Origin of the sequence: Hamadaea flava (assembly GCF_024172085.1) — a bacterium.
Lineage (GTDB): Bacteria > Actinomycetota > Actinomycetes > Mycobacteriales > Micromonosporaceae > Hamadaea > Hamadaea flava.
This window is the reverse complement of sequence record NZ_JAMZDZ010000001.1, coordinates 2208770-2227881: the sequence shown is the minus strand read 5'-3', so window position 1 is coordinate 2227881 and position 19112 is coordinate 2208770. Positions and strand designations below refer to the sequence as shown.

Sequence of the window (19112 nt, the reverse complement as noted above, 5' to 3'; positions counted from 1 at the left end):
CCACAGTGGATAGTCGGCGTTCCCGGGACCTGTGCGGGTGTGGACGGAGTCGGCCGGGGTCACACCGTGGTGCTGGTGTCGTGGCCGGCGGGTGCGGGATCTGCCCCGGCCGGCCCGGATGCCAGAAGGCCGGAAGCGGCCGATGTCGGCGAGGTCGGGGTATTGGTAGGGGCTGGGGTGCTGCCGGCGGTCGCCTCGTGGGTGGGCGGCGATGCGGGTCCGGGCTGCTGGTTGATCGAGTCCCACATGCGGCGTAACCCGTGGGGATGGGCGTCGAGGGCGATGTGGGCGGTTTGACGGATCCACCAGAATGCGACGACGGCGAGGTAGGCGGTGGTGAGCTGGTCGCCGGCGGCGAACACGGTGTAGTAGTCGCCGGTTGCCAGGAATGCGCCGAGGGCGAGGACGATCGCGAGGATGGCGCGGGCGATGCGGTGGTTGACCAGGGTGATGACGATCGCGACGCCGATCAGGACGGCTCTGATGCGTTGCCCGCCGCCCGGTGGTAGCGACACCCAGTCGAGCACGCGTGGAGTGTCGAAGTAGAGGTTGCCGGCGATCGAGCCACAGGCGGCCAGCAGTGGCCCGCTGATCGGATGGTGCAGCCGTTCGGCCCAGCCGTGGATGCGTAGCCGTCTGGACAGCGGTGCGAGCAGCCCGACGAGTAAGACGATCGCCGCGGGGACGACGGCTCCGGTGAGGGCGATCACCGGGAAGCGGGGTACGTCCAAGGGCGGGCTGCCGATGATCGCGTAGCCGAGCACTCCTTGCATCAGCACGATAGCCAGCCCGATCACCACCGAGTAGATCTGTACCTGCCCGCCGAGGCGCGCATGCCGGCCGGGGATGCCTTCCTCGATGTCGTGGCGGTGCAGCAGGCTGGTCATCAGGGTGCCGGCTGCGATCGCGGACAGCATGAGGCACCAGCCGGCGACGGCGAACGATGGCCGGTCGAACAGCACTTGGATCTTTTCGTAGTCGTACATGTCGCGGTAGGAGCGCAGCTTGTCGGTGTAGGTGAACGTTTCGTCGATCTCTTGGGTGGCCAGGTGCGCGCCGAGGATCGAGGGGAGCACGATCGCGGCCAAGTGCGCGGGTTTGAGCCATCGCCGGCCCGCCGACTCCGCAGGCTGTGTGACGGCTTGCGCGGTAGGGGCGGGTGCGAGGGAGAGGGCGCCGTGGCACAGCAGGTGCGGGTCGATGGGTTCGACGGGGGTGACGCCGAGGTCCGCGCGGAGTTCGGCGCCGGGGATGATCGCGGCTGCGGCGCCGCCGCGTACGACGATCCCGGACAGGGCGTTGGGTGTGGTGTCGGCGGCGGCCAGGGTGTCGCGGGCTGCGTTGACGAGCTGCTCGCAGGCGGTGGTGGTGACCTGGACGAGGTCGTCGAGGTGGTAGAGGGCGGCCAGGTCGTGGCCGGGGATGCGGATCGCGGTCGGCCCGGGATCGTCCAGCACTGCTGCCTGGGTTTGCAGGTCTAGCCGGGCGGATGCGCAGCGGGTCAGCAGCGCGGGTTCGTCGGCGTCGTCGGGGGACAGTGTGTGGGCCATGGCCTGGTCGAGGCCTCGGCCGCCGTAGGTGTCGGAGCTGTTGGTGGCCAGCTGGTTCCAGCCGCGGTCGGTTCGGCGTAGCAGTGTGAGGTGTCCGGTGGTGCCGAGGTCACACACCAGGACCGTGTCGGCTTCGGCGGTGTGCGGCATGGTGGCCTGTGCTGCGGCGGCGGCTTCGCTGACGATGACCGGTGTGGGCAGTCCGGCGTCGGCGGCGCGTTGGCGGATCAGGTCGCGGCGTCGTGGTCCCCAGGTCGGGGGCACGGTGAGTACCAGTTGCGCGATTGGGGTGTCGGCCGCGGCGACCACTCGTTGCAGCAGAGCTTGGTAGACGGCCTGCTCGGAGCTGTGATGGTGGGCGTCGCCGGACGGCCGCAGCGCGCCTTTGACATCGATCAGGCGTCCGAGTACGTCCGCGCGCGGAGTCGGTAGGGCGAGCTGCCCATCGAACAGCAGCGGGATGCGGCGCTGGTCGATCTCCAGCAGCGCGGTCGTGTTGTCGGCGCCGACGTCGACTGCCAGCCGCGCTGCCGCAGATCGTGTGCCGGCCGCTGGCCAGGCCGCGCCGTGCGCTAACCCGTGGTCGGTGAGGCGGACCGGATCTGTGGCGGCGTCTGCGGTCGACGGAGGGTCCGGCACCGACAGCGGGTTTGCCGGGATCTGGGCCGCTGCCGCGTACGGCAGAGTCAAGATCGACTGGCGGGGATAGTTGGTCATGCTGTGGGTCCTTCCAGGCAAGCCGGTGCGGCGCCGCGGTGGGTGGTTGCGTGGTGCAGTGCGAGGCAGCCGATCGCCGCGGCGAGTCCGCTGATGCCGCCGGCGATCCAGAGCAGGTCTGATCCGGCGGCTGCGGCGGCGAGCAGGGGTGCGGCGACGGCTGCGGTGCCTTGGGTGGCGCCCCAGATGCCGAAGTAGCGGCCCCGTTGGTCGGCTGGGGCGAGCGTGGCGATGACGGCGGGTGCGGCGGTGAGGAACGCGACCTCGCCGGCGACCCAGATTGGGATGGTGGCCGCAGCCCAGCCGAGGCTGGGGCTCAGTCCGGTGAGGGCGAGTCCGGTTCCGACGACGGCGACGCCGAGTCCGCTGACCAGAAGCGTGGGTGTGCGGGTGAGCCACTGCTGCGCGACGAGTTGCACGACCACGACCACGAGCGGGTCGAGGGCCAGCAGAAGTCCGTAGAGCGCTGGGGTGGCCCCGGCGTGGCCGAGCATCACCGGCAGGGCGACCATGCTCTGCATGTGCACGGTGTAGAAGACGAGTGTGATCGCGGTGAACCCCACGAACACGCAGCCGTAGCCTGCCGATCGTGCTCGTACCGGCCGGGTGGGGCGGGGTTCGCGGGCCGGGACGACCCGCCAGGCGACGGCGGCCAGGCCAAGGTTGGCGGCGGCGTTGGCCGTGAACAGCCACCGGAACCCCGCGCCGCTGGCCAATAGTCCGCCGAGAGCGCAAGCGGCCAGCCGGGAAAGGTTCATCACCAGATACAGCAGAGCGAGCCCGCGGCCGCGATCTGTGTTGGGAAGGGTGTCGGTGATGGTGGACTGGACGGCGGGCCGGTAGGCGTCGAAACCGACTCCGACCAGAAGCGCGGCGGCGATGGTGGCCGGTAGGCCGTGCACGCCGCCGAGGAGCAGGTAGCTGCCCGCGGCGCACGCCGCGGTGGTGGTGATGGTCGCTCGGCGGCCGATCTGGTCGGCCAGCCACCCGCCGAGAGGCATGGCGATCATCCAGCCGGTGCCGAACGCGGTCATCACCCAGCCGACCTGGACCGGCGTGTAGTGCTGGTCGCTGGTGAGCCAGAAGGCCAGGAACGGCACGACGACGAACCCGAGCCGGGCCGCGCCGACTCCGGCCATCAGCCGCCAGAACGTGGTGGGTAGTCCGCCGAAGCGGCGGGCCCACCAGCCGGCGGTTTCCAAGGCTGCGTCGGGGGTGGACACGACCTGGGCGATGACGGTGGTGGTGCTCATCGCAGCAGCTCCGGTCGAGTGGGTGTGACGCGGATGGCGAACGCTTCGACGGCGCGGGGCATCAGTTGCAGCACGTGCTCGACGGTCGAGCCGCGCAGGAACGCGTACCCTGCGGCGCCGGCCCACAGGCCGGTGCCGGTCATGCCACCGACCCCGCCGGTCTTGGCTTTGACGGTGGCTTCGATGACGCCGGGCTGGCGTTCGATGGCTTCGGGGGCGCCGATGGTGGTGATGGTGCCGTCGGGCACGTAGGGGCCCACCCAGCCGTAGACGCCGGGCCGGGGGCGTAGGTCGGCTTTGATCGGTTGTCCGGCGGCGCTGTGGGCGAGCAGGGTTGCGATGTCCAGGCCGTAGGCGTGGTGCAGGCTGCGCTGGATGCCGCCGCCGCCGGGGCGGGCGGCGACCTCGCCGACGATGTGGCGTCCGGCGTAGTCGAGGTAGATCTCGGTGTGGGTGAATCCGTCGCGGATGCCCAGGGTCCGGGCGGCGTGTTCGGCCAGCCGCACGACCGGGCCGGCTTCAGGCCCGTCGGCGGGTAGCAGCACCGAGCCGAGGGCGCCGCCCATGCCGGCCAGTGGCGGCACGTTGTAGCGGCCAGGGATCTGGTAGACGGGTTCGCCGCCGGTCCAGCAGGCGTCGACGTGGTATTCGCGGTGGATGTCGACGTACTGCTCGACGAGGATGCCGCGTTGCTCGGTCAGCGGGGTGAAGGCCGGTTCGGTCGCGAAGAACGCCGACGCGGCGACCGGCTTGTCGAGGACCGGGCGCATGGAGTCCAGGTCGGACAGGGTGTAGACGACGTGGGTGTTGGTCGAGCCGAATCCGGCCAGGGGTTTGACCACCAGGGGCCAGCCGAGGTCGCGGGCGGCGACGGCGATGTCGTCGATGGTGGTGACGATGCGGTGCCGGGCCACCGGCACGCCGGCGTCGGCGAGCCGGGCTTTCATGACGGCTTTGTCGGTGGCGGCGACCGCGTCGCCGGTGCGCTGGCCCGGCAGGTCCAGCAGATCCCGCAGGAGGCCGGCGGCGACGATCGCGCCTTCCCATGTGGTGGCCACCTGGTCGACATGGCCGCGCAGGGTGCGGGCGAGGTCGGCTATCTGGTCGTAGGCGGTCCACCGGTCGACCGTGACGACCTGATACGGCGGGTCGATGGCGGCGCGCAGGGCGGCGTTGGCCTCGGTGAGGCAGACGAGGACGTCGTGTCCGGCGTGGTTGAGGGCGCGTTCGAGGGTGTCGGTCTGGTTGGACAGCACGAGCACGGTCATGGCGAGGTGTTCCTTCCACTGGCGTCGCAGGGCGCGGCGCGGCGAGGGGTTCACGGTGGAATCGCGCACGGCGGTGCGGACACGGCCCGATGAAGGCGTGGGGCTTTCCGGTGTGGACACACCCGGAAGCGCAAGATTGTATTGCAATCTAGCCAAGATTGTATAGCGCTTCTCTTCTAGATGCGCTATACATTCTGGAGGGTGGCGGTGTTCGCCACCTCAATCCGGGGAGCTGATCGCAGATGGGCCAGATCAGGAAGCGGTACGCGGCGCGGCTGGGCTTCGGCCTGCCCGCCGCAGCGGCGTTCCTGCGGCACAACCCGCGCAGTCGCCGCTCCCGCCAGCGCGCCGGAGCCGCGCGCTAGGCGCAATTTCGATCCCACGTTGTTCGGCCGCGCGGTGCACGGCCGCGATCCGCCGTGCCCGCAAAGCCCCCTGTCCCAAGGAGGCCCCGTCATGAACCAGAACCACGGCACAACCCAGCTCACCCCGCAGGCGCAGCCGATGCAACATGCGCCGCGGCCGCCGCGACCGGGTCACGACGGTGACGACGGACGGCGAACACACGGGCGCAGCCGCCGGCGCATCGCCGGCCTGCTCCTCGCGCTCGCCACCGCCGCCGGAGCCCTCGTCGTCACCGCGACACCGGCCGCCGCGGCGAGCACACCACGCTGCACCACGTCCTATCTGTGGGCCAAGTACGACTACAACGGCGACGCCGCTTTGGCCGCCGCGTACAGCCCATGGATCCGGACCTGGACCCCGTTCCACTACTGGATCACCACACCGATTGCCCGCTACAGCGACGGGACACCGCGCTGGTCATGCCTGATGAGCACGGGAGCGACCGGTGAACCCGTCAAGGCACTGCAACGCGCCCTCAACGCCTGCTACAGCACCTACAGCATCCACTGGGTCGGCGGCCACAACCTCGGCTTCGCGCAGCTGACCGTCGACGGCGTCTACGGCTCCAAGACCAAAGCCGCCCTGACCAAGGTCCAGCGCTACCACGGCATCACCGCCGACGGCATCTACGGCTCGCAGACCGCCACCAACATGCGGTTCAAGGGCGAGATCGACAACGACGGCCTGTCGATCAGCACCTACTGCCACACCCTCAACGGCTAAACCCGCCCGGCTGCCGGGCGGACACCACCGCCCGGCAGCACTGCCATCGCCCAACCCGGGCATCACCATCGAGAAAGGAGAACGGTCGTGCCATCCGTACCACCTTCCGCAGCCTATGCCGACTACATGCGGCTGCCGGAACTGCTGTCGCTGCGACGACCCCAGGATCAGCGCGTGCACCCCGACGAAGGCCTGTTCCAGACCGTGCACCAGGTCAACGAACTGCTGCTGTCTGTCGCCGTCGAGGACATCACCCGTGCCATCGCTCACCTCGGCCGCGACCAGCCGTCAGCAGCCGAGCGGCTGCTGGCCCGCGCTGTCGCCACCGTCGACGCCACCACCGGCGTGCTGCGGCTGCTCGGCCGCCTGACCCTGCACGACTACCACGTGCTGCGCCCACACCTAGGCACCAGCACAGCGGCGGCATCGCCGGCGTGGCAGCACATCCGGCGAGCGTTGACCCGCCTCGATGAAGTCTTCGGCGCCTACCTCGTCCGTGCCGACGTCGACATAGTCGACGTCTACCGCAGTGGCGAACCAGACCCGGTGCACCGCCTCGCTGAAACCATGATCGACCTCGACAGCGGCATCGCCCTGTGGCGCTTCCACCACCATCTGGTCGCCGCCCGCCTCATCGGGTCCGGAGGCACCGGCACCGGCGGCATGCCCGTCGACGTACTCGCCACCGCGATCGGCACGCGGGCCTTCGCGATGCTGTGGCAAGTCCGGCTCCTGATGACCCACAACGGCACCACGGCCGGCGCCACACAGCGGGGTGGGCGGCCGTGAACGAACCCGACCTCACCCTCGACCAAATGCGCGAACTGCACCCGAACCTGCAATACCGGGTCCACTTGGCGACCTGCTCGATCGCACCGCCGTCGACACCGATGACCGCCGCCATGCACGCCGTGCTCGCCGCCCTGCTACGCCCGGCCTGGACCGAGTTCGAAAACACCGCCGACTACGTCCGCGAACACGCCGCGACCCTGCTGGGTGCAGCCACCGAGCAAATCGCCCTCGTGCCGAACGTGTCGATCGGCGCCTACCAGGTCGCCTCCACCCAACGCTGGCGCGGCGCCCGACGCCGGGTCCTCGTCTGCGCGTCCGACTTCCCCGGCATCGCGCACGTGTGGCTGGCGCAGCAGGTCCGCGGCTGCGAAGTGGTGTTCGTCGACACCCCACCCGGCACGAACCCCGTTGACGCCTACCGGGCTGTGCTCGACGAACGCACCGCGATCGTGTGCGCCCCCCTGGTCACCTACCGCGACGGGCTGCGGCTGCCGATCGCCGACCTCGCCCGCCACGCCCACGCCGTCGGCGCCAAGCTCCTCGTCGACGCCAGCCAAGCCGTCGGTGTCATGCCCGTCGACGTCGCGAGCCTCGACTGCGACTACCTGGTCACCGCAACGTCGAAATACCTGCTCGGCCTGCCGGGCTTGGCGCTTCTGTATGTGCGGCGCCCAGCTGCCGGACCCAAACCCACCCTGACTGGCTGGCAGGCCCGCCAGCAGCCGTTCGACTTCGACCCGCTCACCCTCGACTGGCCGCCGTCGGCCCGCCGGCTGGAAACCGGCACCCCCGCCGTCGCCGCGATCTATGGCGCCGTCGCCGGCCTGCAGATGATCGGACGCCTCGACCTCTCAGCCGTCCACCAGCACGTCACCGGTCTGGTCAACCACGCCGCGCAACGCCTGCGCTCCCGCGGCGAACGGCTCACCCTGCCCAACCCCGAACACCGCGGCGCGCACTTGGTCCTGCACGACGCGAGCCCGCAGACCCTGGCCCACTGGCTGGAACGGCACAACATCCTCACCGCACCCCGGGCCGGGATCCTGCGCATCGCGTTCCACGCGTTCAACAACCACGACGACGTCAACACCCTGTGCGACGCGATCGAAGCCCACCGCAGCACCCGCACAGCAGCAGCCGCCGGTGTGGGGAGAGTCGCATGACCATCAGCGAACCCATCACGAGCGGCGACCCCATGGCAGGCGTGTTCTCCGCCGAATCGACGGTGGCCATCTGCCACCGCGTCGGCAAGCACTTCCTGCCCTCAGGGCTATTGCGTCACCTCGACCGGCAACGCGGCGACCCGCCCTCCAGTCGGCTCGACGGCGAGCTACGGCAACGGTGGCTCGACAGCGCCCTGGACAAGTTCGACGGCCGCTACGACTACAACACCTACCTCGCCCTACCAGTGTTCGACCTGCCTAATCCAGCCGTCCGGTGCGTCGATCCGCGTCCTGCCGCGGCCAACCGCGACCTGCTCGTGTGCTGGCTGCTGACCGACATCCTCGACTTCGAACTGCGCCTGGACAACGACGCCGATGACCGCCGGCTGCCGTTGCTGCGGCCAAACCCTGAGCTGCGCACCAAACGAGCACATCTGGCCCTGCGAGCGGTAGCGGCACCGGCCCAACGGCTCTTGGGCGTCTGCCTGGACCCGCCGGGCGATCCGCACACGGCCGCCGGACTGCTCACACAGGCGGTGACAGACCGCTCCACGACCGCCCAGCGGCATTGGTGGCCGCTGACCATGATGCCGGTCTATCGCGCTCACGACGAGTGGCTTTTCATCCGGGTCCTGCAATCCTTCGAGGTCACCTTCGCGCAGCTCGCAGTCCTGCTGGCCCATGCCGTCGACGAGATCAACACTGGACGGAACGACCAGGCGATCGCCGCGATCGGTGAGGCGACCGCGCTCCTCGGTGAGACCCGCCCGCTGTTTTCCCTGATCGCCACCATGCAACGGCAAGCGTTCGGCGAGTTTCCGCGTCTACACCGACGGCGCCAGCGCCATCCAATCAGCCGCCTTCAAACTCGTCGAAGTCCTCGCCGGCGGCCCGCCGCCGTCTGCCCGCCTCACGTCGGCTGCCTACGACGGCATGCCCCAGATACGGCATCTGGCTACCCACAACGGGCAGCGAACCCTGCCACACGCCATCGCCGGCATCGGCGACGCCCAACACGCGCAGCGGCTATGGCATGCCCTCGCGGGCTTCGTTGACGGGGTCCACCGGTGGCGCACCACCCATATCGCGCTCGCCCGCCGCACGCTCGGCCCGGCCACCCCCGGAACCGGCGCCACCGAGGGTGTCGCCTACCTCGACGCCACCCGCCACCTACCCGGCCTCACACAACCCGAGGAGGTCAGCCGATGAGGAATGCCCGTAAGGCCCGCATCCGCAGCACCGCACATCCGGCGACCGGCCAGCCACCATCCATTCACGCACCCGCAGAGCTGGGTTTGCGCCGGGCGTGGTACCTGCCCGACTCCGCCGCCGGCGACAACCCGTCAGGCGAGGATCTGCAGGGCCTGGCAGACAGCGTTTTCGGCTCCGCAGCCGTTGCCGGCGAAGACGCGGCAACGGCGGCGATTCGGCTGGCGGCCGCCTGCGTGAACCACCTCACCGCCAGGCTGAGCTCCGGGGACTGCCCACTCACTCCGAACCTGTTGAGCGAGTTGCTGACCGGGCTCAACCTCGTCCAAGGACACATCGTGCAAAGCGCCGAGCACATCGCCCGTCACATCCGCCACCGGGCACACCCCGCCAGCAGCCTCATGCCCGCGGCGACCACCGAACTGCTAGCGGACATGCTCATCGCCGCCGCGGACCGGGGACAGCTCGCCGCCGCACACCTCAACGAGGCCCACCTCCTGCTCAACGTCGGCTAACTATCCCCGCCGCCAGCGGCCGTGCACAGAACCTCCACCCCGCACCAGAGACACACGTCGGCGGGCGCTTCGAAACCCGCCGCTCGGAGAAAGGCAAGGCTCATGACGGTGTACACGGTGACCCTCACCCCTGATGATCCGCATCTGCCCACCACAGCGATGCGGCTCGACATCGATGGTGAGGTCGCGGCGGTACGTGAGCTCCGGCTGACACCAGGAGACACGGGCGGCCTGAACCCCACCCGGCTGCCGGTCCTCGACCTGAACCAGATCGTCGCCGCGGTGACCGCGGCGATAGCGCCGAATCCAGAACCCGCGAGCCGCATCGCACGCACGCCGCCGCCGGACGGCCGGTCCGGCCGGGCAGAGGAAAGCCGTCGTCGCGCGAATCGGCGCGAGTCCACGTCCTCCAACGTCGCAGCGGTGGCGACGAACCAGGCCGGCACGCGGATGTCTCCAACACCGGACCGGGCGCCGCTTGCCAAGCCAGCAGCCACATCGGTCGCCCAGTCCGCAGCGCGGAAGGGCGGTGCCGCCACCGCGTCGGCGGGCAGGGCGTACCGGCGGATGCCCGAGGACTTCGGCGAGGTACTGCGGCAAGCCGGGGAGAACGCCGGCATCATCAGCGACCACTACGGTGTGCCCCGGCACACCGCCTACGCCTGGATCCGCAACGCGCGTAAGACCGCGACGGCCCGGTGATTGGTTGCCGGCGGCCGGTATAGACATCGGGTCATGTCGTTCACTCGGTCCGGTGACTGTGGTCTTGACCGGCAGCGACCTACGGTGTCCCGCATGGTTGCCCAGGCCCGCCGTTTGCCGCAGTACCGGTTGTGTATAGCTGGCCTGCGGCTTGCGCTTGCCGGCGTGCTCAGCTGCGGGGCCGCAGCAGTCATCTGCCAACTCGACCATCCGGTGGCGGCGTCAGCCGTCGCGGCTATCGGCTCGGCTGTAAGCATCTACGGGCTGCAGCTTAGCGTTCGTGCCATCCGTGCCGTGCTCGCCGCGCATCACGACCTTACGGTGACCACGATCGCTGGCACTGCTGTCCGCGACCTGCTCCGTGCCGCTGGCAGCGGCGATCACGGTTGACCGGCAGCACCGTGATCCTGATGCATGCCACCCTACGATGGGCGTCGCACATACCGGCTATCTGCCTGCACCTCAGTTAGATGTGACGCAATCCGCTGCGGCAAGGCTCGATCGCAGCCAGGCACGGCCGGCTGCGATCGAACCGGCACCAGGTCATGACGGTGTGCGGGCAGCAGGTCGGCTGAGTCGCCGCGATCCTGTTCGGGCCGGATCGTAGCTACCGGCGGGACGGGGTGTGCCTGGTTCGGCCATGTCCGGCGAAAGGTGGGCCGAGGTTTACCGGTCGGCTCGGGCGACCGCGACAAGTTCGGCGCAGTCGGCGGGCACATATCCGTCCAGCGGCACGACCCAGAACGCGCGCAGCTGGCTGTCGCGCAATGGCTCCATCGACACGATCTCAGCGATGGTCGGCTTCGCCGGCTCGACCTCGGTCGGTAGGAACAGGGTCCGCTCGTTGCCATCCTCGTGCAGCCACACTCCGGGATCGGACCTCCACCAGCGGCGGGCGACCTCCGAGCCGTCCAGGATTTCCTGGATAAGGCTCTGGATACATTCGTGGTGGGGCAGCCGGGCGTGCTGCGCTGTCAGCTGCCGCAGCATCAGCCGGGCGATCTCCTGCCACTCGCCGATCTGCCACTGCGCCGCGGGGTTGAGGAACATCCACCGCATGTAGTTGCCCTCGATCGCCAGACCGTCGAACCACATCGCGGTCGCCTCGTTGGCCAGCAGGATCTCCCACGCTGCGTCGACGACGAACGCCGGCCACGGCTGGCTGACGACCAGCGCGCGGATGCCAGGCGTCAGCGGAGGCTGGGTCGGCCGGTGCAGATGACGGCCCGGGATCGGCGGTGGGTCTTGAGACTTGACCAGCCAGAAGATCGTGTCCCGCTCGCCGCGGTCTAGCCGCAGAATCGTCGCGACCCGCTCGAGAAAGCCGCTGCTGAAGTTGCGTCGCTCACCGCGTTCCAGATCGCTGTAGTAGCGGGCGGTAACACCGGTGAGCAGCGCCATGTCCTCCTGGCTGACATGCTCATACGGCCGCGCGCGGCCGATGGGTGGCAGCTGCGGGAACTCGCTGCGCAGCAGCCTGCGCCGCCACTTCTGCAGCAACTTGCGCACTTGTGTCTGTCGATCAACGTCCGGTTCCAGCTCGCTCTGCGAAGCGGCCATCGCGATCTCCTTCACCCCCGTGCCGGCAACGGTCACACCGCGGCGCCGGCGCCGCCAGTTCTTCTGAACCGCACCCACGGCCACCAGCCGGGACACCGGGAGGAGCGGGCAATCGCGAGGATCGCAACACCGCGACAACCGCGCCACTCACATCCATCACGATGGTGACTATCGAAGGTGGAACGCGTCACAATAGTGACGCCACAAGGGGAACACTATAGACTCGCACCTACGAATGCAACAACATCTGCCAAGCTCAGAGCTTGCTCGGAACGTTCCACACCGGTCAGGAAGGCTCATGTTCATGGATATCCCGACCGCTGATCCTGACCGGTTCGCGCAACGGCTCAACCGGTTACGGCAACGGTTCAGGCCGCTGCAGCGAGACGCGGCGATGACGGCCAAGGAGGTGTGTGACCTGGTCGCGCAGGTGACCGGCACACGGATATCGGAGACGCACGTCAAGTACCTGACCAGCGGCCAGCGGCAGCCGAGCCTTAAGGTCGCCGACCAGCTCGCCAAGGCATTCGGGGTGACCGCCGGCTACTTCACCGAGCCCGACTGGTCGCCGGTGGTGGCTGGCGTCGAAGCGGATCTGGACCGGCTGGAACTGCTGCGCAAGATGCGCGAGGCCAATGTGACCGTCATGGCAGCCCGGATGAAGGACTTGTCCACAGCGGAGCTGTCGGTGTTCGCCGATTTCATCTCCGCCGAACTGCACCGTCGTGGCAACCAGGACACCGCGACATGACCAGCCAGCCGCAAGACGCACGGGTGCTGCTCGACGGCGCGGACCTGTGCCTGCGCGCCTGGTGGCCGTGGCAAAGCCCATGGTGGGCGTCGGTTAGCGGCTCCCGCCGCGGCCGGTCGCCGATGCGCAAGCGATTCCAGGACCTCGTCCGCCGCTACGAGGTCCCCAAGCCGTTCGACATGGACACCTTCTGCGCCAGCCTGCAGGAGCAGCGCGGTCGGCGCATCCTGCTGGTGCCGGTCGAAACGGAGTCCCGCAGCCCATGCGGGCTGTGGATCGGCACCACCGACACCGACTACGTGTTCTACGAAAGCGGCACCTCACGGCTGCACCGCAACCACATCGTCCTGCACGAGCTCGGCCACATGCTCTGTGACCACCAGGGCGTGGGCCCGTTCGGGGAGGAGTTCCTGCGCGCGGCGATGCCGAACCTCGATCCAGGCGCGCTGCAACGCGTCCTGGGCCGCAGCGCGTTCACCGCCGACCAGGAACAGGAAGCCGAGTACTTCGCCACGTTCGTCGGCAAGGTCGGCGCCATCACCGAATCCGTGCGCGGAACCTTCGAGGTGCCGGCCGACATGGCGCAGTCGTTGACCCGGCTAGCTGAGGGCCTGGCCGAGGCCCGCCCCAAACACTGGTAGCCCACCCCGCGCACGCCATCGGCGCGACGCTGCCGTCAGCGAGACTCGGTCTTATCGGAGGCCGGCGCTATCTGGGCGAGATCACGGCGGCAGTCGTGGCGGGCGGCAGCAACCGCCGCAGCCGGACCATTCCCTGCAACGATGCCCGGACCGGCCAGCCGGGCCGGTCGATGCTGGCGGCGGCACGAAGACGTTCACCGAGGACCGCGTCGATAAAACGCACCGCCAGCGGCCGCAGCGGGGACGGCACCCGATGCACCAGAAGCCGACGACTGACCGACACCAGTGGCCCGGCCGCCGGGTGAGCAACCAGATGATCGCGGTCATACGCGTCGAACCACGCTTCGAATCCCTCGTAGGTGTCGGGGACCGACTCGATGCCCATCAACCCGGCCAGATGCCGATAGAACACGTGCGTGGCGGTGATCTCCTCACCTGTCAGCGCGCGCAGGCCGAACCTGCCGGCGAACCGGGTCGGCACAACCGCCAGACAACCCAGTACATACCGGTGGTCGTCGTTGGATATAGCGAACCGGCTGTGCACCCGATTGAGCCGCTGCACGGCGGCGGCTCCTTCCGGTTCGTCGAAGCCATGCCGGAACAAGGCGTACATCGTGTCGCGGGTGCCTGCGGCACGCCGGCGGGCGTGCTCGATCGTCTGCCCGGTCGAGGCCAGTAGCCCGCCGATCGACGCCACCCCGAAGGTGCGACAGAACGCCAGGAAGAACCCGACCCTCATATCAGCCGGCAGCCGCGACAACACCAGATCGCGATAGATCGAATGCGCCTGGCTCGGCGTCACGAGGTGCTCGCCGCTGTCTGGCCGAGCACAGGCCGAGCCGGTGGAGGGTACTGGGAGAACTGGGCGACGGCTGTCCACCAGCGCACCTCGGCGGCCTGGCTGCCGTCCGGGTCGTCCCACGCCTCGGCCAGCTTCAGGTCCTCGCGGGTGGCCGGCCGCACCGGCAGCGTGCCAGCGGCGTGGGCGGCCAGCGCGGCATGCAGCATCGCCGCCTCCACCGTCGCGTCGGCATCGATGCCTTCCAGCGTAAGGGCACCTGCCTGCGCCCGTGCCGCGGCGGCGACATCGGCGTCGTAATAGGGCTTCAGTTGCAGCCGCGCGTCGTTGATCTCCACGACCCGCCGATACAGCAGCGTCGGCAGCCGGCCAGGGCGCACCGCGAGCCGCGGGTTGGCCGGGCCTTGCCACCCGTGGAGCACGACCTCCGGGAACGGGGTGACGACGAGCCGCCACAGCGGTGCGATGAGCTGATAGGCCTGCCAGCGGGCTAGATAGTTCGACACCGGCGCCAGCGCGCACAACGAGTAGCCGACAGTGTTGAACGCCGCCGCGGCCACCGCCGCCAGCGGCGCCCACGTGTTGAGGGCGTCGACCTCCACATCGGCCTGACGTAGCGCCATGTAGGCGATCTTCGGGATGCAGTAGCCCAGCAGCAGCCACGAGCCGATCGCGATGGACGGCATTCCCCGGCGGAACCACGGCTCGGCCGTCTGACGGCTCAACTGCCACCAGTAGGGTGCGGTCACCGCCAGCCCGACCGCCAGATACAGCTGGTAGACGATCAGCATCCAGCTCGCATACGGTTCGGTGGCGTACATCTTGTCGAACCCGGTCGGGTCGACAGCGTCGACGCCGACGTCAGCCAGGGCGAACAGAACACACATCGCGACGATGGTGCTCAGATAGCCGGTCGCCCACATCCAGGCCCGGCGGCTGAAGAAGAACCGCGCTCCCCGCACGACGATCATCAAGAACGCGGCCATGGCCGTCGGGTAGGCCAGCACCCCGCCGTACACGATCAAGATCGCGACATTCGGGATCCCGACCAGGTCGTTGAGCCGGTGGTACACCGCCGGTGCGGCAGCCAGAAACGAGAACGAGGGCAGCGTGCCGGCGACGATGATGAACGCCCGCTGCGGTGTCGGGTCCTTGATCTGGGAGATCGCCATCCGTGCCACCACCAGCCACGTCACGACCGCGACCGTGATGAAGGCGATGTTCTCACCGTGTTCCACAACAGACCTCCCCGTCACGCACATATTGATGCGCAAAGAGGGTGGCACGGCCGATGACCGCTTCGCCATGAACTGGCAGTTCGTGGCGAAGCGCGCTCCCACGGTGCAGGCTAGACCGGGTCGCCGAAGTCGCAGCACACCGCTACAGGAGGCCACCGGGGGTGCCAGCACACACAGCGCAACCACGACGCGGGGCCGCGCTCCGTCAAGGACCGCCGGCCCAGACCCGCACCGCACCTGCCGCCCGCCGCAGCCCCGCGATACATCCTGCCCGGCTCACAGTTACTGCCTGGCCAGGAACTGGGGATCCGCTCCTGGTGCTCGACGTCAGCTCATCGACCATTCCCCGGCTGCGTCCAGGATTCGTTCGCGACCTGACCGCCGACATGCTGGTGATACCCCACCATCCACACGCGATCCTGCACGTCGGGGACGGACGCGGCACTCTCGTGCTGCGTCAGCAGGCAGTCGCCGCGGTGCGGCTGCCGTCATCCTGGGCGCACCTCGACACCACCATCCTGGCGGTGCTGCCCCAGCCGCCGCGCGAACCCGCGCTACGGGTCTGGCAGGACCATCCGGGCGATGACACGCGGCTGCCCGACATCGACCAGCGCGCCCGGGGATCGTCGCCCGCGGATCGATTCCTTCAGTCGCTCGACGCCGGCGTAGCTCTGGTCGCCGAGATCGACGTCCGGGCCACCACCCGAACCCGCCGCAGTCCACGGTGACCACTCATTCGAACAAGCCCACCCGCTCCGCCACGACGGTCCGCCGTTTCATCAGCTCATACAGCTGCGCCACCTCGGCTGGGTCGCGCACCGGCTGCTGCGTCAGCTCCCACAGCAGCAGCTCGATCAACGCGTTGACCTTCACGCCTTCGAGTTCCGCGCGCGCCGCCAAGTGCGCCAGCAGCCGCTCGGGTAGCCGATAGCTGGTCGGCTTTGCCTTCGAGTCCCACTTCGGCAACGTGGTCGGCAGCCGTGTGGCCAGCGCCTCATCGAGAGTCGGTGGCAGCCCGGCATCTGCGAGGGCCCGCGGTTCGGACTCGGCGTACAAAGCTGCCAGCTGCATCGCGTCCCGGCGTCGCAGGACTCCGAGGGCCTCCTCGTCGCTCACGGTCGGCGACACGCGGTCCGGCTCAAACGTCAGCGGGCCGTCCTCACCCGGTAGCGGCCCACCCGGCAACGGCGGAACGATCACCCCGGCCGCCTCGCTCGGGTTCAGTGCGGTGAGTTTTACCTTCCGGTAGTTGGTACGCCGTCGAGATGTGTCTGCCACTGCGAAACCCGACCTTGCCTCGGTTACTCAACCCGCTACTCATCAGATTGCAATACCATTTCGGGACATCGTAGATGTCCGGTAGGGGTCACGGCCAGACATCCGGCATGACTTTCCACCAGGACCGAAACACCCAGGTCGGCGGAGGGCGCGGTCATTTCGCAGGCCAGGCCGTGGCGACGGCGCTGTTCATCCTGCAGCTTGCGCAGGGGCAAATGTCTGCCAGCAGACACGATGCCGCAGTGTTCGTCGGTGCGCCGGTGGCTGCCGAGCCGGAAGCTGTCGGGTGCCGGGGGAGCCATGCTGTCAGCGGTTGCGAGCCCTGCTGCCGGTGGCTCGAGGGGCTCCTCGGCGGCGCGCGCATCCTGCCGCACTGTCCGCACAGGTCAAAACGTGTGCTCCTCGGCGTCGTCTCCCAGGTAAGGATCCGGGGGCAACAGCCGCACGTCGTCGGGAATGATGTCCGGGTCGCCCTCGATCGAGTCCCGCAGTGCGATGATGGGCATGCCTTCCGGAGCGCCCGCGCGCCCGCTGCTGATGCCCTCGTGGCACGTGTCGCACCAGGCGGTGTAGTAGCCGATCCGCGAGGCCGGGTCACCGGTGAACGCGACCTGTACCGTGCCGTCGGCGTGGCTGGGGCACGTGACCGTGACATCGGCGGGGAATGCGGCCAGCACGTCGGTGAGCGCGGTCATCCATGCCTCCCACCGCTGCTGCGACGGTGTCATTTCCATGGCCATCACCCCAGCCCGCCCAACAGATGCTTATGCGTCTCCCACCAGGCTGCCTCGAACGCTTCCGCCCGGTCCTCCCAGAGCTTGGCCTCGGGTTTGGTCTTCGGATAGGGCAGGCCCTGCCGGAGTTCGTCGAGGTGGAACTTCTCGTGTGCGAGAGTCCTGGCCAGCTGCTCTTCGTCGATAAACGCGTCACGCGTCAAGATGATCTTACCGTCCTCCCTGGTGATGGCATACAACGGCTCGCCGGGAGGACCGCAGCGCACCTTGTCGAGGATGAAACCAACGCCGCGCAGGTCGATGCCGTACCTCGCGGCGATCTCGCGCACGTTGTCCTTCGTCATCAGCAGACGCTTGCCGTTGCGCACCACCCTGCCGCCCTCACGGGCAAGGACCGGGCCGCGCCCGCGCAGCCGCTGCAAGATCCGCCGGAGTTCCTCGATGATCGACCCCAACCGGCGGATAACCGGTTCCAGGCGGCGCAGGCTCGCCAGCAGTGCCCGCACCCAGCGGGCGATCTTGCCCGCCCAGGACGCGACCAGCGTGGTGACCTGCTCCACCACCAGACCCGTCGCGGTGCCGAGGCTGAACAGTTCCTCCGCGGCGTAGACGACGATCCGCGACACGCAGGCGGCGATCGCGTCACGCACCAGCAGCCGCACGGCGGCGACGAGCATGCCGGCGCCTTCAGTGATCGACGCCATCGTGTCGGACGCGTCCGACAGTGCGGTCAAAGCCCCGTGCTGCTCGCTTGCCCACCCGCGATAGGCGTCAGCGGCAGGACCTCGCCACGACGAAACATCCCTGGCGGTGGCATCCCGCAGCGCGGCCGCGGTTCCCCTAACGTTCTTGGCGACATTACGCCAGGTCTGAGCGTGGGCGGCGATCTGCGCCGGGTCGCCGGCGAGCCAATCGAGCGCCTCGGTCAACGGCGCGACGTGCTCGATGAGCCAGGCGATGCCGTATTGCAGTAGCACCCCAGCCGGATCGGACACCAGCGCGAGCGCATCAAGACCGGCGCCGACCACGCCGAGCGTGCCGTCGATCCAGGACTTGTCGTCGACCCCTTGCTTGATCAACTGGATGTCCTCGGCCAGCCACACGCCTGACCACGCGCCCCGTGGTCCCTCGACACGAGCGGCGATCAGGGGGTTGATCGTCATTGCCGGCCGCCGACGGCCGCTATCGCCTGACCACGCCGTTCATCGGCCTGCCGATAACCGGCGGCCGCCGCCCGCAGCCGCTCGGCCGTGTCATGCAGCGAGTCCGATCCGGCGGCCAGCGCGTCCACGAGCATCCGCTGCAGCCCGTCGACGAGCACGGGCACCATCACGCACAGCCGACCGTAGGCATCGGTTCCCAACCGGACCGTGTCCCCGGCTGCTTTCCCAGTCGCGATCTCGTCCGAGGCATTGTCCAGGCGTCCCGCGTGCTGGACGAGTTCAGCGGGGACGACGGAGACCTGTGCCGGCAGACCCATGACATCCCTCCCTGGGTAACCGCACAGTCACCATACGATACGTCGATGCATGTCGTTATGTGATTGGTTGGGTGTGAGTAGCGGCTTGAGTGCGCGCCAGCGACGCGTTGAGGTCGCAGAGATCTCCCGCAAGCGGGTTCCGGAGCGTGTGTGCGAGGGCGCTGGCCGATGTGGATTGGTGTGCCGTCACCGGGATGTCGACCGGCGGTTGCACCTCGCGTGCCCGTTCCTGTGATCGAACTGCCGCCCCACCCACCCGTTGCCCACACGTCATTGCCGCTTGCCGCCCGACATCGGATGTGCGCAGGTGCCGTGCTGTTGTGTGGCGCGGTGG

At 68.9% G+C, this 19112-nt stretch carries 21 protein-coding genes; 11 read left to right on the top strand and 10 right to left on the bottom strand.

The window, feature by feature from the left end:
• Positions 1–59: 59 nt before the first annotated feature.
• Genes HDA40_RS10495 through HDA40_RS10485 form a run of 3 tightly spaced genes read right to left on the bottom strand, consistent with a single transcriptional unit; the run spans position 60 to position 4842 of the window.
• Positions 60–2267, bottom strand: a complete 2208-nt coding sequence (locus HDA40_RS10495; protein ID WP_253754441.1) for an Hsp70 family protein — start codon at positions 2265–2267, stop codon at positions 60–62.
• Complete coding sequence (locus HDA40_RS10490) at positions 2264–3520, bottom strand: MFS transporter (RefSeq protein ID WP_253754439.1); 1257 nt, start codon at positions 3518–3520, stop codon at positions 2264–2266. Before HDA40_RS10490 ends, HDA40_RS10495 begins: the two co-directional genes overlap by 4 nt.
• A complete protein-coding gene (locus HDA40_RS10485; protein WP_253754437.1) occupies positions 3517–4842 on the bottom strand; it encodes an ATP-grasp domain-containing protein in 1326 nt (441 codons plus the stop codon). Before HDA40_RS10485 ends, HDA40_RS10490 begins: the two co-directional genes overlap by 4 nt.
• Before the next feature lie 188 nt (positions 4843–5030).
• Here HDA40_RS10485 and HDA40_RS41410 point away from each other — a divergent pair, with 188 nt between their 5' ends.
• From HDA40_RS41410 to HDA40_RS10450, 8 genes are all read left to right on the top strand, one after another.
• Positions 5031–5153: a hypothetical protein gene (locus tag HDA40_RS41410; protein ID WP_275978217.1), complete on the top strand. Its 123-nt coding sequence runs from the start codon at positions 5031–5033 to the stop codon at positions 5151–5153.
• A 91-nt stretch (positions 5154–5244) separates the two neighbouring features.
• Entirely contained in the window at positions 5245–5916 is a 672-nt protein-coding gene (locus HDA40_RS10480; RefSeq protein WP_253754435.1) for a peptidoglycan-binding domain-containing protein, read from the top strand.
• A gap of 87 nt (positions 5917–6003) precedes the next feature.
• Positions 6004–6705, top strand: coding sequence for a tryptophan 2,3-dioxygenase (locus HDA40_RS10475; RefSeq protein WP_253754433.1), 702 nt, complete (start codon positions 6004–6006; stop codon positions 6703–6705).
• On the top strand, positions 6702–7871 hold the full coding sequence (locus tag HDA40_RS10470; protein WP_253754431.1) for an aminotransferase class V-fold PLP-dependent enzyme: 1170 nt from the start codon (positions 6702–6704) through the stop codon (positions 7869–7871). The genes HDA40_RS10475 and HDA40_RS10470 overlap by 4 nt, the downstream gene beginning before the upstream one ends.
• Entirely contained in the window at positions 7868–8926 is a 1059-nt protein-coding gene (locus HDA40_RS10465; RefSeq protein WP_253754429.1) for a hypothetical protein, read from the top strand. The genes HDA40_RS10470 and HDA40_RS10465 overlap by 4 nt, the downstream gene beginning before the upstream one ends.
• Before the next feature lie 150 nt (positions 8927–9076).
• Positions 9077–9595 carry a hypothetical protein gene (locus HDA40_RS10460; protein ID WP_253754426.1) on the top strand — a complete coding sequence of 173 codons (519 nt, stop codon included), beginning with the start codon at positions 9077–9079 and terminating at the stop codon, positions 9593–9595.
• Positions 9596–9697: 102 nt separating this feature from the next.
• A complete protein-coding gene (locus HDA40_RS10455; RefSeq protein WP_253754424.1) occupies positions 9698–10297 on the top strand; it encodes a hypothetical protein in 600 nt (199 codons plus the stop codon).
• A gap of 93 nt (positions 10298–10390) precedes the next feature.
• On the top strand, positions 10391–10687 hold the full coding sequence (locus tag HDA40_RS10450) for a hypothetical protein (RefSeq protein WP_253754423.1): 297 nt from the start codon (positions 10391–10393) through the stop codon (positions 10685–10687).
• A gap of 276 nt (positions 10688–10963) precedes the next feature.
• Here HDA40_RS10450 and HDA40_RS10445 read toward each other — a convergent pair whose 3' ends face one another.
• A complete protein-coding gene (locus tag HDA40_RS10445; protein WP_253754421.1) occupies positions 10964–11857 on the bottom strand; it encodes a helix-turn-helix domain-containing protein in 894 nt (297 codons plus the stop codon).
• Between the two features lie 304 nt (positions 11858–12161).
• On the opposite strand from HDA40_RS10445, the gene HDA40_RS10440 reads away from it, so the two are divergent.
• A complete protein-coding gene (locus HDA40_RS10440; RefSeq protein WP_253754419.1) occupies positions 12162–12608 on the top strand; it encodes a helix-turn-helix domain-containing protein in 447 nt (148 codons plus the stop codon).
• A complete protein-coding gene (locus tag HDA40_RS10435) occupies positions 12605–13249 on the top strand; it encodes a hypothetical protein (RefSeq protein ID WP_253754417.1) in 645 nt (214 codons plus the stop codon). The genes HDA40_RS10440 and HDA40_RS10435 overlap by 4 nt, the downstream gene beginning before the upstream one ends.
• 67 nt (positions 13250–13316) lie before the next feature.
• Here HDA40_RS10435 and HDA40_RS10430 read toward each other — a convergent pair whose 3' ends face one another.
• Both HDA40_RS10430 and HDA40_RS10425 read right to left on the bottom strand, forming a co-directional pair.
• Positions 13317–14051 carry an oxygenase MpaB family protein gene (locus tag HDA40_RS10430; protein WP_253754414.1) on the bottom strand — a complete coding sequence of 245 codons (735 nt, stop codon included), beginning with the start codon at positions 14049–14051 and terminating at the stop codon, positions 13317–13319.
• On the bottom strand, positions 14048–15286 hold the full coding sequence (locus tag HDA40_RS10425) for an MAB_1171c family putative transporter (protein WP_253754412.1): 1239 nt from the start codon (positions 15284–15286) through the stop codon (positions 14048–14050). Before HDA40_RS10425 ends, HDA40_RS10430 begins: the two co-directional genes overlap by 4 nt.
• A 317-nt stretch (positions 15287–15603) precedes the next feature.
• On the opposite strand from HDA40_RS10425, the gene HDA40_RS10420 reads away from it, so the two are divergent.
• The gene (locus HDA40_RS10420; RefSeq protein WP_253754410.1) at positions 15604–16014 is read left to right on the top strand and encodes a hypothetical protein; all 411 of its coding nucleotides are present in this window, start codon (positions 15604–15606) and stop codon (positions 16012–16014) included.
• Between the two features lie 4 nt (positions 16015–16018).
• On the opposite strand, the gene HDA40_RS10415 is transcribed toward HDA40_RS10420, so the two are convergent.
• The 4 genes from HDA40_RS10415 to HDA40_RS10400 form a co-directional block, all read right to left on the bottom strand.
• Entirely contained in the window at positions 16019–16564 is a 546-nt protein-coding gene (locus HDA40_RS10415; RefSeq protein WP_253754408.1) for a hypothetical protein, read from the bottom strand.
• Positions 16565–16950: 386 nt separating this feature from the next.
• Positions 16951–17259, bottom strand: a complete 309-nt coding sequence (locus HDA40_RS10410) for a hypothetical protein (RefSeq protein ID WP_253754406.1) — start codon at positions 17257–17259, stop codon at positions 16951–16953.
• 44 nt (positions 17260–17303) lie between these two features.
• A complete protein-coding gene (locus HDA40_RS10405) occupies positions 17304–18461 on the bottom strand; it encodes a WXG100 family type VII secretion target (protein ID WP_253754404.1) in 1158 nt (385 codons plus the stop codon).
• The gene (locus HDA40_RS10400; protein ID WP_253754402.1) at positions 18458–18778 is read right to left on the bottom strand and encodes a type VII secretion target; all 321 of its coding nucleotides are present in this window, start codon (positions 18776–18778) and stop codon (positions 18458–18460) included. Before HDA40_RS10400 ends, HDA40_RS10405 begins: the two co-directional genes overlap by 4 nt.
• Between the last annotated feature and the right edge of the window lie 334 nt (positions 18779–19112).

Coding starts and splice junctions, on each gene's coding strand:
- HDA40_RS10490 (WP_253754439.1), bottom strand. CDS start 3,520: ATGAGCACCACCACCGTCATCGCCCAGGTCGTGTCCACCCCCGACGCA.
- HDA40_RS10410 (WP_253754406.1), bottom strand. CDS start 17,259: ATGACCGCGCTCACCGACGTGCTGGCCGCATTCCCCGCCGATGTCACG.
- HDA40_RS10455 (WP_253754424.1), top strand. CDS start 9,698: ATGACGGTGTACACGGTGACCCTCACCCCTGATGATCCGCATCTGCCC.
- HDA40_RS41410 (WP_275978217.1), top strand. CDS start 5,031: ATGGGCCAGATCAGGAAGCGGTACGCGGCGCGGCTGGGCTTCGGCCTG.
- HDA40_RS10405 (WP_253754404.1), bottom strand. CDS start 18,461: ATGACGATCAACCCCCTGATCGCCGCTCGTGTCGAGGGACCACGGGGC.
- HDA40_RS10450 (WP_253754423.1), top strand. CDS start 10,391: ATGGTTGCCCAGGCCCGCCGTTTGCCGCAGTACCGGTTGTGTATAGCT.
- HDA40_RS10460 (WP_253754426.1), top strand. CDS start 9,077: ATGAGGAATGCCCGTAAGGCCCGCATCCGCAGCACCGCACATCCGGCG.
- HDA40_RS10480 (WP_253754435.1), top strand. CDS start 5,245: ATGAACCAGAACCACGGCACAACCCAGCTCACCCCGCAGGCGCAGCCG.
- HDA40_RS10465 (WP_253754429.1), top strand. CDS start 7,868: ATGACCATCAGCGAACCCATCACGAGCGGCGACCCCATGGCAGGCGTG.
- HDA40_RS10445 (WP_253754421.1), bottom strand. CDS start 11,857: ATGGCCGCTTCGCAGAGCGAGCTGGAACCGGACGTTGATCGACAGACA.
- HDA40_RS10440 (WP_253754419.1), top strand. CDS start 12,162: ATGGATATCCCGACCGCTGATCCTGACCGGTTCGCGCAACGGCTCAAC.
- HDA40_RS10400 (WP_253754402.1), bottom strand. CDS start 18,778: ATGGGTCTGCCGGCACAGGTCTCCGTCGTCCCCGCTGAACTCGTCCAG.
- HDA40_RS10495 (WP_253754441.1), bottom strand. CDS start 2,267: ATGACCAACTATCCCCGCCAGTCGATCTTGACTCTGCCGTACGCGGCA.
- HDA40_RS10435 (WP_253754417.1), top strand. CDS start 12,605: ATGACCAGCCAGCCGCAAGACGCACGGGTGCTGCTCGACGGCGCGGAC.